Raw genomic sequence first — 15661 nt, forward strand, 5'->3', positions numbered from 1 at the left:
TTAATATCTTTTTGTAAATAAGAAGGATTAATAATTTGTTTTCTTACTAAATTATTGAAAACAGCGAATTTATTTTTAGTCACAGTTAAAAAGACATTTGCTATTTTTTCTAAATTCTTTTTGTAGTTATTTTTATTTTCATAAACTAAGTTATTTGAACTTTCGTATGCTTCTTCATAGTTTTTTGGCAAAAGTCATTTATTAAGTCTTTCTTTTGATTGTTTCAAAGTTTCTTTAGCAATAGTACCTAAAATATTATAATTTATTGGAGCAGCAAGTAATGCTTTAGGAATTAAATTATTATTTAATAAGTGCAGAGCACTTGCTCCACCAAGAGAGTGACCAATTACTAAATTAAAGGAAATTCCCGTTTGTTTAACAAATTCCGCTGCAATTTCTTGATAATATTCAATGGTTATAGTTTCATTATTAGAACTCAATCCACAACCAGGAAAATCAAAAGCAACAACATCATAATTTCTATCTGTTATTTTGTAAACTTGTTGTGCAAAACTATGTGATGAATTAAAGCCATGAAGAAAAAGAACCTTTGGTTTTCCACTATTTTCTTCTATATAAAATATTTTTTCATTTTTTATTAGTATTTCTTTTTTTTGCATATAACTCCTATATCTTATTAAATTATTTTATCACATTTTATGTTTCGGATTTTAATAGATTTTATTTTTAAAATATATTATAATAAGGACAGATAATACAAGAAAATAATACTTATTGGTTTTCTAGAAAGGAAAAAAAGTGAAATTTAAAATAGTAAATAATCTATTATTAAGTTCTAGTGTTTGAATACCTGTGTTTTCAATTGTTTCTTGTCAAACTATTGAAAATAAACAAATCAATGAATTTAATAATGAAAATGAATTAGAAGAAAATGTATTTTTACTAAATTCTAACAAGATATGAAGTCCTTCAGACTTTGAAAAAAGAGAGAATGCATTTGAAATAAAAGATGGAGATTCCTTCAAAAAAGAATTACTATCTCAAATAAAAATTGAACAAGTAAAAAACAAAATAAATACAGAGTGAAATGATTTTATCAAAACATATTCAAAAATATTTAATTCAGAAACATTTAAAAAATATCATGTTGTTTACTACTCTAACTACTCTTCAGGTGAATCATTAGACACAATTAAAGTAACTTCTGAAAATCTTGATATTAATTTTATAACTTACAATATCAATACAAAAGCCGTTTATCCAAGACAATATATTATTTTTATAGAAAAAACTAAAATTCCTGTTATTAAAACTATTAATATTAATGAAATAAGAACAAGAAATAAATATTTAACTTACAAAAATAAATTACCATCAAAGCAACAAATAATTTATTTTAAATAAATAAAGCAAAAAAATTACTGCATAAAAAAATGCAGTTTTTTCTTTTTTTGTGTTATTTTTGCCTTTTTTACAAAAAAAAAAAAAAATAAATCTATAATTCTATATAAGAAAATAATATCAAAATAAATTGTGAGGAGTAAATATGAAAAAAAGATTTCCAACAATAATATTAGGAGCAACTCCTATAATGTTTTTAGCATCATGCTCTAATGAGTATAAATCCACAGAAGATTTTAAAATTGAAGCATTAAACTTGCCAGAATTTAAAAATTTAAAAGAAAAAATTAATAAGAATTTTAGCAACAATAAAAATTTGTTTTCTGATAAAAACTTTATAGATTCTTTATCTAAAAGTTTAAATTTATATGCCGATTTAAAACCCTCTTTAGAAAAAGAAGAAATAAAAAATGATATTTTTGTAATCAAAGGCTTAAAGAATTTAAAAATTTTTTTAAATTCAGAAAACTTTGACTTTTCAGAGTTAATAACAAATTTAAATAACTATATAACTATATTAAAAAAATATATAGATTCTGCAAAAAAAATGCATAAAAATAATGTAGAAAACCTACAAAAAGAGATAAGTAATATTTTTTTGAATAATATTAATTCTGCTTTTGCAAACATTAAAGAAATTATTTTAAATAAAACAGAAACAAACTATAAAACATTTTCTTCTTCTGTTTTTAAAAGTGAATTATTAAACAACTTAAAGTCATTTAACAAAAACAAAGATAAAGAAAAAGAATTGAGTAAATATACATACGAAAAAGATTCTGATATTATTGACATAAATAATCAATTATTAAAATTTTTAAATAAAGAAAATTATTCTTTTGAAAACTTTAATAATGAATTCTCTACTTTAAATAATCAACTTAAACAAGTGTTAGAAAAAAAAGAAAAAATCTTCGTGTTTGATTTAGAAGATTTCAAAAATTTAATTGAGCAATTATCAAAAAATCAAGAATTTGATGTTAATTTAATTACTTTTGTAAAAAACCATATAGAAAATGTTTTTAATACTATAGAAAATGAAAATGGTTTCTTGAGTCAAATTCAACAAATAAACGGAAAAATAAAGGAAATTAGCCAAATAAAAGAAATTTATAATGATCAATTAAGCACTGAAATTAAAGAAAAAATTAATAATTTTGAAAGCATTAAAAATAATAATTTTTCTACTTTAAATTCATTAACCAATATAGAAAATACGGTTATAAATTTAATAGAAGACATAACTAATCATATAATTTCTAACAATAATCGTTCAAATGAGTTATCTTCACAAATTAATAACTTAATTGAAAAAATAAATAGCAATCAACATTTAAGTCAACAACAAAAAACCGATTTAATTTCTGGAGTAAATAAAGTTATAACAGAAGATCAACTTTCTTCTTTTGAAAAAGAACTTAAGTCAAAAAATAGTGAATTTTTAAATGAAATTAAATCTTTTTTAGATATTGTGAATGAGAATTCATCAATTAGTCAAAGTTTTAAAAATTATTTAAAAGTAGAGACATATACAAAAGAAAATTTAGAAGATTTTAATTCTTTTAAAAATGAAATAAATAGTTTTTTTGAACTGCTAAACAAAGTTAAAGAAGAGTTTTTAAAAACTAATTTAGCAATTGATGAAAATAAAATAAATGCATATGCTGTTCTTCCTTTCTTTTTAAAACAAGAAGCATTGGATTTTAGCAAGATTTATGATAATGAAAAATATAAACTTTTAGATTTTGACATAAAAGATTTACCTGCCATTAAGACAAAAATTAATGATTTTTATAGTAAGTTAAAAGAATTTAATGAACAAAATATTACAACAACTACAAATGATGAAACATCGCTTAAGTCTTCTTTATTGTCAGAAGTTCAAAAACACAACACCGTTTCCCTTTCTAAAGATCCAAATGGTTATGATGTAGAACGTTATTTACATTCTGCTTCTATAAATTTAAATAATTATAAAGTATTTATAAATGAAGGAGATGATGAAACTTTTGATTTTGATGTAGTTAATTCGGAGTTAAAAGAAGACAATAAAAACATTTTAGTATTAACACTAGATGTATTTTTGAAAAGTAATAGAAAACTAAAATCTACTATTAAAAAGGAAATTCCTTTTCAAAAGGATGTAATGCCTTTTATAAATAAAGTAGTTTTAAATAATTTAGATCAATTTTATGAAGTCGATTATGAAGCACTATCTAAACTATCTTATAGTGAATTTAATTTAATAGAAAATAAGAAAATTTTCTTCAAACCAAGAACAAAAGGGATAGAAAACTTTTTTAGTTTTGACATCACTTCGTTTGAAACATATAAAGAAAATCGTTTATATTTCCAATTCAATGTTCTATTTAATAAACAAATAATTAAGTCTAAAATTTTACCAACATTAAATCCTGTAGATTTTTTAAACACAGATGCAACTCAAAGTGAAAAAGATGCTAAAGATTTTGCTCAAATTGAAAATATACTAAAAGGAACTAAAGAGTATTTCTGAAGTTTACTAAAATTTAAACCAGGAATATTTTATACACACTCTGAGTTTTTAGCAGCAGATGCTAAAAAAGCAATGGAAGAAATTTATGACTTACCTAAATTTGGTAAATATCAAATTTTTGTTAAAGATGTTAATAATGTTGATAACTATAACGGATCAGCAGATTTAATTCTTTGATATAAAATAAATGGAGAAGAAGCACCAATACAAGCATTAGGTGATTTATATAATCACCCAATTAAAATGATAAATTTTAGGTTATTTGATTTAGAAGATATAAAACCTAAAACAGGAAATAATTTAACTGAGGCAGACTTTGATGGTTTTGACCAAATTGATCAAAATGATTTAAATATTTTAAGACAATTAAATGAATCCAATATTCAACAAGTAAGAGTTAATGGGCAAATTCAAGATAATGGTAACCCTTCAAATTATTTTAGTATTATAAATGCTAAAGATTTTGTGCAGCAACAACAGTTTTATAAAGCGAGTTATCTCTTTCAAATTACAAACGGAACAAATAATAAAACAGATAACAAAGATAATTTAGCTTACATTCCTTTTGGAACAGGAAACTATTCAAAGGATGTACAACCATTTTCTATTAATAACGGTGATTTAGGCAGAATTAAAAATAAATATTTTATTTACTATTATGATTTTGAACTTGTTGGTAAAAGAGGATTGAATTTTAAAATTGGTTTTATCGAAAAAGAACATCAAAATAAAAGATTTTCTACTAAACAAAAATTCTCTATGGTGAATTTTGTAAATGATTATCAACAATTACACTATCCTGAAATTATGCTGAACAATTTAACTTTAGATGATTTGCAAATTGATAAAGAAAGACTGGCAACTAATACAGTTGGTTATTTTAATAGTCACAAAAACGAACTTAGACAAATAATTACTATAAAAAATCAAGATGGTTTTATTTCGTATAAAAACTATGATTTAGCTGTTAGTGAAATAAAAATAAACGAAATTCAACAAATTGATGAAACATCAGCTTATATAAGATTTTCTTTAGTAAAATTTGGAGTAGAAGACCCAGAATATGTAAGACCTTGAAATAAAAATGCAAATAGTTGATACAAAATCACTGGTTTTAAACCATCTTCAATAACAAATAAACGAACAGCTCCTTCATATGATGAAAGAAGAGATACAAATTCGTTAAGAACCATTTATAATTCTGAAAATGAAATCCATAGAGAAAGAACATTAGAATTATATTGAAAAGATGCACTATGATCCATAGATAAAGAAGCAAATATTCTTTCTTGAACACTTCAACACAAGATTTTAGATCCACTTTTTAAAAATTCATATATATCTAACAGAAAATTGAATCTAAGTTTTAATGGTGGAGCAATACATCACGGAGATACAGAAATTACAATTTCCCCAAATCCTGCTTTCGATATAGAATTAGATTATGATGAAATTAAAGATCAAAAAATAATTAATATAGAAAAAACAGTAACAAAAAATAATACTGATTTTACTTTTAAAATTCAAGCAAGATGAATGGAAAATGAAGATATTGAATTTAGTGTATGACCTAAAAAACCTGAAATCAAAATAGTTATTGATCCAAGAGAAGAAGCAAAATCAGTAGTTCATGAGTTAAGAAATTACAACTTTTTATTTGCTGCTGGAGCAGCTACTTTAAAAGTTAAATATGATTCAACTAAACAAACTGAAGATTTTGGTTGAGAAACCAATCTCTTTGATTATTCTAAAGTGGAACCTAACACCTTTAGTCAACCAACAATTTTCTTTAATAAACCGGAATATCTTTTTGATCATAGCATTTATAATCCTAATTCTAATGTTGCTTTTAAATTCCATGAAGGTTACAAAATGAGACTAGAACCTTTAAGACTTAGAGAGTATGGAAAATATAGTCAATCTGTTAGAAATGTAATAGGAAGAGCAATTGCCTATAGTCCAGGTGGGGCAATTGCCACTGCTTCTATGATAGGAAAAGTAAATGATGATCCAAATGATGGTAGATTTTATGTAATGACTAATCACCATGCTGAATCATCTAGTATACACGATTTTTCCCTTATATCTGGTGATAATTTATTCTTTAAATCAAGTGATAAAACAATATCAGCACCTTTTTTACAAGCAAGAACTTACGCTTCAAGAGGTAGATATGGTTGAACAGATTATACAAGTACATCGGGAAATGAATCAACAACTATTTGAATAGGAATTCAACAATATAATTTAAATGGAGATCCTTTAAAAAATACAGGAAAAACTCCAGAAAGACTGGATTCATCAATAATAATTATTGATATTAATCCAGGAATTGCAAAAGCAAGAGAAGAAGGGAAATTTGATTTAGCACTTTATTTAGAAAACTGATTTAAATTAAGTAATTCAAATATTGATTATACTTGAAGATATAATGATATGAATTCACCAACGGTAAAAGACATTGTTTCTATTGGTTATCCACGTGGAAATCAAACTGCTATTCTTGATCATAGACCAATAAGCAATTATTGAAGTGGTTGAAAATGAGGATTTATAATAGCAAATGAAACTAATTATGCACCTTTCTATTCTGGGGCGGGAGCTTCAGGAACAGGGAGATTCATAGGTGATAATTCATTAGCATCATTATGAAATTCTGGAGTTGGTTTTCAATATTCTATAAGTTGAAACTATGATGGGCAAGATTATAACTATTTTGGTGTTAACTGAAAAGGAGAACATCCTTTTGAACTCAAAAATAAACACTCTTTTGCTTCACAAATAATAAGGGCAAATGCAGTAAATCCAAATAAATATGACTTACCATGATTTATGAAAGAAATAAAGGAGAAATAGTATGAAAAAAAATAAACAAATAAAGAAATTTATACCTTTAATTACCTTATCTCCTGCATTTTTTGTATCAGCTTCTTTTGAAAATAGTGTTTCGCAAAATCACGAAAACTACAATATAAATCCTTATGTAAAAAACATTAATTATTTGGATAAAAATTATGTTTTGAGTTCTGAAATTAATTTAGTTATAGAAGATGGAATTTCTGAAAATACAGTAAATAACTTTAAAAACATATTATCAGCCAAAAATTATAGTTTTACTTCTCAAAAGAAAATTATAGAAAGTAAAACCAATATTCTTATTGGAAATAAACTTAATGATGATACAACAGTGGATAATTTATTATTGTCTGAAATACATGGAAGCAATGATATTATTCAAAAAAATGATTCTTACATTTTAACCAGCAAGAATAATGTAATTGGTGCTTTTGGATTACAAGAAAATTCCGAATTTTATGCATCTGAAACATTTAAACAAATTTTTAATCAACTTAAAAACAGAACAATAGAAGAATTTGTTATTAAAGACTTTTCTTTAACAAAAAATAGAGGAATTATTGAAGGTTCACAAAACACAAATTGAAATAATGAACAAAGATTTAAATATCTTGATTATGCCAAAAAACAAAAATTAAATAAATATTTTTATTGAAACTGATTTGATAAAAAAACCAATGCAGATTGAAAATTAAAATATTCTAACAAAGAAAAAGAAGATTTTCTTGTTCCTTTTATAAATAAAAGTTTAGAAAATAATATTGAACCTGTTTTTATGTTTAATATTTTTCAGACAAACAAAGTTAGGGTTGAGTCTTTTGATAGTGATTTAGAGAATTTTAAACAAAAAATTTTAGATTTAATAAATTTAAAAGTTTCTAAATTTGGATTTATATTCAATGAAAATAGTGATATTAATTTATCTATTCAAGAAAAGTTTTTTACCAAATTTAAAGAATGATTTGATACTTTACCAGCAAAAAACAAAGAAATCTTTGTTGCTTTAAATAATTTTGAGATTATAAATAATTTTGATAAAAATCAATCAGAAAGTGTTAATAAATTAAAAGAATTTATCATTACTATTCCAAACACCTTTGAAATCATTACTAACCCAGGAAAGACTTTTAATAAAGTTAACAATCAGTTTTTAAGTGATTTTATTGAAGTTACAGGAAGAAATAAAATTACTTTATGAAGTAATTGAATTAATTTGTCAAACAAGCAAAATAACTTAATTTTAGGTGGTGTTAAAGAAAATTTAGATATCAACTTTGATGAATTTAAAATTGATGGAGTTCTTCTCAATCCTTCTTTATTTTTTGAACATTCACAAATACCACTTTATGTTTTAAGCTCTTATTTATGAAATAACATTAAATCAGACGAAGAAAGAGAAAGATTATATAATGAATCATTCAAAAATTTAATTGGTAGTGAGATTGAATATAAAGAATTAATCGAGTTATTTAAGAATTTTAGTTCTCATTCTTTATATCAAAACATTCCAGTTCCAAATGAAATTGATGAATCACTAAACATTAAAGATAAAATATTAAATTTACAAAGTATACTTAATTCTAAAACATATACTATTGATCAAGTTAACTCGCTTAAAACTGACTTTATAGAATTAAAAAATAAGTTATTAAAACTTAAAAATTATTATTTTAAAAATTCTTTTGTAAAGGAATTTTCCCCTTGAATTGATTCTTTTTACGATTTAACTCAAGGAGTTATTTACTTACTGGATGCTTTAAATAATCTTCAAAATAATCAAGTAGGAGAATTGGGTGATAATTTATACTTAGGAAAATTTAATGTTAATAATTCAAAAGAAAATCATTCAATTGATTTTCAGAATTTTCTTGTTAAACCAGAAGTAGGAACAAAATATATTCAACCTTTTATAGAACAGGTTATTGGTTTTTTAGAAGAAGAACAAACTAAAAAATTAAATTTTTCAGAAGTAGATATTAATAAAGTTAATTTAACCTTTATTAGCAATAGAAGAGACACGCCAGAAAGTGATAAAGGAAATATTTTCCTTGCTAATAACAGGGAAGAAAAATTATTTACAAATCCAGATGCCATAGTTAAAGATGACTATTTTGGTGTTGAATTTTCAGAACCAATAAAATTAAATTCTATTTATATAAAAATGGGTGGTGGAAGAGATCATTTTTTCTATTCACGTATTCAATATAAGCAAAATGATGAGGTTTGAAAGGATTTAAACGGAGAAATCTATGAAAGATTTCATGATAATATTCGACCAATAACTGTAAATAATTTAAATATAAAAAATGTAACTGGTGTAAGATTGATTGCAAATAGAAGCAATCCAGAAGCAGCATGATTAAGAATTACTAATTTTTTAATTAATCAAAATGAAATTGCTACAAATAAATTAAATTACACTGATTTACAGGCAAATATGGAAGATTCAACAGCAGGAATTGCAGTACGTGCCGGAAGTATTGAATCAGTAAAAGACAACAATTATGCTACGCAATGAACTTTCTCAGATAGTGCAACAGGGTCTGGTAGTTCTAAAATTTCACAAGATAAAATTGTAGCCTTTAAATTTCCATCTAAAAGACTAATTACAAGAATAGAATTAGATCAAGGTCAAGAAAACGGAAGAGATAGACTTAATAATTTTAAAATTGAATATTATGACTATGGAAGTTCTAGTTGAAAATTATTTGGTTCTAAAAATAATTTAGGAAATCAATTTAATCATGTTGTTCATGGTTATTCTTTTACAGATAAATTTAGATTTTATAATAATGCAACGGTTAATAGTTCTTGATGAAGAATAGCAGGATTAAGAGTTGGTTATGATGATTATGAGAAAAAACAAGAATATACAGCAAGTTTGGATAATGCCAGAATTCTCGGTAGAGAAGAAATTAGAGCCTCAGAATATAATAATTCCATAAATTATGTAGTTGATAATACAGATTACACATCAGCTGTTATAGCATCAAGTGATAATAGTTTTGTAAAAAACAATGTTGGATTTAAAGTAGATTTTAAATACCCAAGAGCTATTCGTGAAATTAGTATTTTACAATCTGATAAACATAAAATACCTTCTGTAAAAATTTTAAAAATAGTTAATGACGAAACATTGGAACTTTTAAGTGATGTTAAGTTAAATGATGATTGAACCACAATTAAATTACCTGAAAATAGCGGAGTTTTCACTGGAATTAAAATTCTTTCTAATCAAGATACTACAAGTTATTGAGAAGTAAAAAGTGTGAATTTTAAATTTGATGGAATTAACACTAATGAATTTTTATTATCTAATATTGCAAATAAAGAAAATTTAACCACTTCTCATGTTGATAATCTTTATAAATTGTTTAGCATAGAAAAAGAAAATTCTAAAAATCAATATCATATGAATTCTGGTGAATTTATTGGTATTGATTTAAAAGAAACTAAAACTATAAATGGTATTGATTTAGATTGAGAAAAAACTGAAAACATCAGTATTTTCCGTTCAATTGATGGAGTTAATTGATATGATTTAAATGTTGATTCAATTGCAAGTTCGCCAACTCAGGCAAGATATATTATTTTTAGAAATCAATCAGTAAATGCTTTAGATATTACTTTTAATAAGATGTTTATACAAACAGAAAAACAAACAGTTTTTGGTAAATTAATAGATACAAATATTACACCTTTAGAAAACGATAATTTTAAAGAAAATTTTGCTTTTGATGGAGATTTTACAACAGTTTCTAAAATAAGTAAAAGTTTAAGACCTAGAGACTTTTTAACTTATGATTTAGGTTCACTAATGAACATTAATTCAATTAAAATCTTTTCAGATATTAATAATATAAATTGACTAAGAAGTGCAGATATTCAAATATCACAAGATAACACGAATTGAGAAACTGTTTATACTGTTGATGATTATGGTTCAAAATTTAGTTACAAAAAACTATTTGATACAAATTTTGGTTTCTATGACTCTAAATATCCAAATTATAGATATTGAGGAATTAGTGATTTAGAAAATAAAAAAGCAAGATATTTAAAAATTTTCATTAATCACAATTATCCTAACAATAGAGGTTTATTTATAAATGAAATTTTAATTAATGATGGTAACGATCAAACAAATAATAACATTGCAGGTTTTAGCGGAACTAATATTGAATCTAAAAATCCAGAAACTTCTGTATTAAATCTTATTGATGAAAAATTAAGAACATACTATGAACCTAAAAATGAAAATGGTACTTTAAAATATTCATTTGCTAAAAATGAATATAACAACAAATATTTAAACATTGTTAGTGTACAAGAACCAAGTTTAGCAGAAGTGTCTGCAACTATTTATAGTGAAGAGACTCATCAAACAAAAGAAGTTGTATTAGGACATTTAGTTGCTTTAAACTCAGGTTTTAACCTGCCAATAGATGATCAAAATAAAATAATTTCTTTATCAATTAAGTGAACTAATAAAAAACCAAAAATAGCGGAAATTACCTTTTTAGATAATGCACACACTAATTCAGAAACAAATAAAATAGAACTAGATAATTTAGTATTGCAAAAAAACAATAACTACAATAATTGAATTCAAGAAGATAAAGAATTGTACGACAAAGTTATTGCAAAAGGGCAATTAACTAAAGATTCAGCAAACATAAATCAAAGCACCATTGATAGCATTGTTGCAGAAATAAACAGTGTTATAGCAAGCGCGAGATTAAAAGCAGATTTAAGTCAATTATCTAATTTAATTTCAGAAAAAATTGATAATAGTAATCATCAGTATACATCACTTTCATATCAAGAATACAATAGAATTTATTCTTATATAAATAAAATCATAAGTGAAAACCAAGATATCACTCAAGAAACTTTAGAACAGTTAGTTTCTTTATATAATGAAGCAAAAATTGATTTAGAAGCTTCTATTTATCAACTAGAAGAAGCGAGAATAAATGTAAGAAAATTCCATTTTCTTTACAAAAGTGTTTACACAACAGAAAGTGTTGATAGATTAGCTACTTCTAGTGAAGCAATTAAACATCAATTAACTATTAATTTAAATGATGAAGAAAAATATAAAGAACTAAACTTAAATTTTATTGATAATTACAATAAATTAGAATATAACAAATTAGGTGAATTTAATGAAAAATACATAAATGAAATTAGACCTAATTTTGAAAATATTTTAACTAATGAATGAGTTAAATGAGAAGAATTATCTAAAGAATTACAAAGTGAATTTAATAAAAAAGATGAAATTATAATGAGCGATAATATAAATTTAAGAGATAAAGAAACTAATTTAAATTTCTTAAAAAACTTATTTGACTCTTTCAGTTTAGAAAAAGCAAAAGAATTAAAATTATTAAAAAGCGAATTAATTTTTAATGTAAAATATCAGCCTATTTATAGCGAAGAAGTTTTTAACAACATTAATAACATAATTAATAGTACTGATGAAAAAATTTCTAATAAAACTTTAGAATATAAAGAAATTTCGGGCATAAAAGCAGATTTAACAAAGTTGAAATCACAATTTGATTTTATATCTATTAATAAAAAAATTAATGATTTAAAACTAATAAATGAAATTGCTTTTTATAAAGATAAACTAAAAACATTAGATAAAAATGAAGATAATCTTCTTTCTTTTGTTAAAGAACTTGAAGATAAAAAACAAAATATATTAGAAGAAATCAACAAAACAGAAGATTTAATTTCTAAATTAAAAAATCCAATTAAACAACAAGAATTTTCAAATCAAAAAGAAGAAGCTAAATCAGAACAAGAATTAAAAGAACTTCAATTAAAAATTAATGATGAAATTAAAGAAGAAAACAAAACTAATCCTTTTTTAAAAATAGGAGTTCCAATAATATCATCTATTTCTGTAATTGGTTTAATTATTTTAGCAATATTACTGATTTTAAAGAAAAAGAAAAGCAAAAGATAAAATGAAAACACAGATTTATTTCTGTGTTTTTCTTTATATGTAGATTAAGTACCAAATAAGACTTCTATAATTTCTTTGACTGAGATGTTTCCAAAATATTCTTCAAGATTACTAATAGAATTTAAAATCTTAATAATTGTTTCTTTTTCAAAAGATTGATTTATTAATTTAGATTCAACTTCTTCTATTCCAACTTTGGCAAGAAAATCTCCTTCAAATTTGATTGAATTTATCTTATTTTCCTTTATGTTTGCACTTATTTGTAAAATTCCTCCTTCGGTTTTCTTTTCACTAAAAAAAGAAAATTCAGGATTTTTTCCAAGCACTCAATCATTAGAAGAACGAATTGATTTTATACTTTCCATTTGTTCTAAATATTTAGAAGGAATTTCTTCTATTGTTCCGTTATATTTTTCTTTTAAAAATAAAGCGAATTTATCTATAAATTCATTAATAGAAATTTTATTTTCTAATTGTTCTAATAAGTTTGTTACACGTTGTTTAGCACTGTTAATTCCCTTTGATTCCATTTTGAGTTTGCTTGGATTTAATACATTTGAAAGTTTGCTTAAGTTGGCATCAAAAAGCATAGTTCCGTGATGAACGATTTTATTTTTATAAATAAATTGTGCATTTCCTGAAAATTTAAAACCATTTACTACAAGATCATTTCTTCCTTTAAATTCAGCATTTAAATTTAAAGTATGTAGAAACTCTAAAACAGGTTCTAAAAATTTAGTGTAACTTCTTTCTGTTTTGTTTGTTGTGATAAAAGAGAAATTTAAATTTCCTAAATCATGATAAACAGCACCACCACCAGAAAGTCTTCTATAAAGTTCAATGTTTTCTTTTTCTAAAACATCAAACTTTACTTCTTTATATGCGTTTTGATTTCTACCTATAATAACAGCATTTTCGTGTTGATATAAAAAGATAATGTCTTCTGTGTTTGATTCATCTTTTGTCATTATTTCTTCAAGAACTAAATTATAAAAAGGTGAATAATTTTTACTAATATAAATTTTCATATATTTTACTCCTTAACTACTAAATCAAAGTTTGTAACACTTTTGAAAAGTTTTATAAAAGAATGATAATCTTTTTCATTAAGATTTAAATTTTTAATACCTAAAATGTTTATTTGTCCATAATCTCATCTTTTTTGATATCTATTATTATCTAATAGGAATAATAAATCTTCAATAAATCAATCAAAAAAATTATCATTATATTGAATATCTCTTAAAAGACCATTTACTTTGATATCTAATATTCTATTTTCATGATTTAAAATTTGAAAGTCAAAAGATAAATCTAACTCTTTACTTGTTTTAATTTGAAAAATTGTTTCCATTTTTTAATTATAACAATTTTAAAATTGGAAAATAAAAAAACCCGAAAAAATCGGGAAAAAATTAAAAATTAATTATTTTTTGCTGTAATTTAAGTTTAATGCATTTAAAATTGTTTGAATTACAAAGTTAAATGGTTTGTTGAAGTGTGGTAAGAAGTAGAAATCCATTAAAGCGATTTGTGGTAATGTTAATCCTTGTTGAATTGCAAGAGATAACATGTAAATTACTTCAGTGTGATTTGCTGCTCTACCTTCAGAACCGATTTGTGCCCCTAATAGTCTTAAAGTTTTTTTGTCATATGTAATTTTAAATCAAACTTTAAAGTGGTGTTTCATAAATTCTGGTCTGTCATTGTCTTCAAAGTATTCAACTGCAAAGTTTTCTTTAATTCCTTCTGTTTTAGCAGCAACAACTTCTGTTAAACCTGTTGATGCATAGTTGAAATTAAATACATTAATTGCATTTGTTCCTGAGTATCCTGGGAAAGGAATTCCTTCGTTTCCTGCTAAGTGGAATGCTGCAACGATTCCTGTTTTAACTGCGTTTGTAGCAAGAGCAATATGTGCATATTCTTTTGTAGCACTATTAATCATTGAAGCAGAGTCACCGATTGCATATAAGTTTTCATCACTTAATGATCTTTGGAATTTATCTACTTTTATAGCACCGTTAGCTGTTTTTTCAACACCTTGAATTAATTCTGTATTTGGTCTAAATCCGATAGCTAAAATTACTAAATCAGCTTCATATGTTCCTTTGTCTGTAACAACAGCTGATACTTTTTTACCATCTTTTGTTTCAAATTTTTGAACTTTTTCACCAAGTTGCATTTTAATTCCGTGGTGTTCCATTGAGAATTCAACTTTTTTAGTAAATTCTTCATCAAAGTAGTTAGGAATAATTCTGTCTTGCATATCGATTAGTGTTACATTTTTTCCGTATTTGTGGAATGCTTCAACTAATTCGATTCCAATGTATCCAGCACCAATAACAACTACATTTCTAACATTTTTGTCTTCTGCTTTTGCTTTAATTTCTTTAGCATGTGCAAAGATTTTTGAAACTAAAATGTTTTCTAAGTTAATGTTTTCAAATGGTGGAATAATTGGTCATGTACCACCAGCATATACTAATTTGTCATATGTGTCTTTAAAAGTTTTTCCTGTACTTAAGTCTTTAACAACTACATATTTTTCTTTTCTGTTTACTTCGATAACTTCATGAGCGATTTTAACATCGATTCCAAGTCCTTTTAATTCTTCAACGCTTGAATAAAATAAACCATCTGGGTTTTGGAATTCTCCTCCAACTCATAAAGCAATACCACAACCTAAAAAGGAAATATCGGTATTTCTGTCGTATGCTACTAATTTAGCGTTTGGAGCAACTTTTTTCATTGTTCTTAAAAATGAAGTTCCTGCGTGATTTGCTCCTATTGATATAATTTTCATTAATGTCCTCCGTTTTTTAATTAACATTATAATTATAATATTTTTATACTAAATGTTTATAAAAATTCATTTTTTGTGGAACAAATTGAAAATAGGGGTAAATTTGTTATAAAAATCAACTTTTTGGAAAAATAAAAAAAGT

The 15661-nt window shown here is 24.2% G+C and carries 7 protein-coding genes; 3 read left to right on the forward strand and 4 right to left on the reverse strand.

From position 1 onward, the window contains the following. Positions 1 to 620, reverse strand: a 620-nt coding sequence (locus ACXX85_RS02835; RefSeq protein WP_458560585.1) for an alpha/beta hydrolase, incomplete at its 3' end; no start/stop codon positions are given. 139 nt (positions 621 to 759) lie between these two features. Here ACXX85_RS02835 and ACXX85_RS02840 point away from each other — a divergent pair. The 3 genes from ACXX85_RS02840 (at position 760) to ACXX85_RS02850 (ending at position 12713) form a co-directional block, all read left to right on the forward strand. Further along, positions 760 to 1365 (forward strand): hypothetical protein, encoded by a 606-nt coding sequence (locus ACXX85_RS02840; RefSeq protein ID WP_436358765.1) that lies wholly within the window; start codon positions 760 to 762, stop codon positions 1363 to 1365. Positions 1366 to 1507: 142 nt separating this feature from the next. Continuing rightward, the gene (locus ACXX85_RS02845; protein ID WP_458560586.1) at positions 1508 to 6733 is read left to right on the forward strand and encodes an MGA_1079 family surface serine endopeptidase; all 5226 of its coding nucleotides are present in this window, start codon (positions 1508 to 1510) and stop codon (positions 6731 to 6733) included. 1 nt (position 6734) lies between these two features. Then, positions 6735 to 12713: a beta-N-acetylglucosaminidase domain-containing protein gene (locus tag ACXX85_RS02850; RefSeq protein ID WP_458560587.1), complete on the forward strand. Its 5979-nt coding sequence runs from the start codon at positions 6735 to 6737 to the stop codon at positions 12711 to 12713. A 44-nt stretch (positions 12714 to 12757) separates the two neighbouring features. On the opposite strand, the gene ACXX85_RS02855 is transcribed toward ACXX85_RS02850, so the two are convergent. From ACXX85_RS02855 to ACXX85_RS02865, 3 genes are all read right to left on the reverse strand, one after another. Next, complete coding sequence (locus tag ACXX85_RS02855) at positions 12758 to 13741, reverse strand: lipoate--protein ligase (protein ID WP_436358768.1); 984 nt, start codon at positions 13739 to 13741, stop codon at positions 12758 to 12760. 5 nt (positions 13742 to 13746) lie between these two features. Next, positions 13747 to 14067 carry a hypothetical protein gene (locus ACXX85_RS02860; RefSeq protein ID WP_436358769.1) on the reverse strand — a complete coding sequence of 107 codons (321 nt, stop codon included), beginning with the start codon at positions 14065 to 14067 and terminating at the stop codon, positions 13747 to 13749. A gap of 72 nt (positions 14068 to 14139) precedes the next feature. After that, entirely contained in the window at positions 14140 to 15519 is a 1380-nt protein-coding gene (locus ACXX85_RS02865; protein ID WP_458560588.1) for an FAD-dependent oxidoreductase, read from the reverse strand. Positions 15520 to 15661: the final 142 nt, after the last annotated feature.

It is taken from the genome of Mycoplasma sp. Z386, assembly GCF_054343375.1.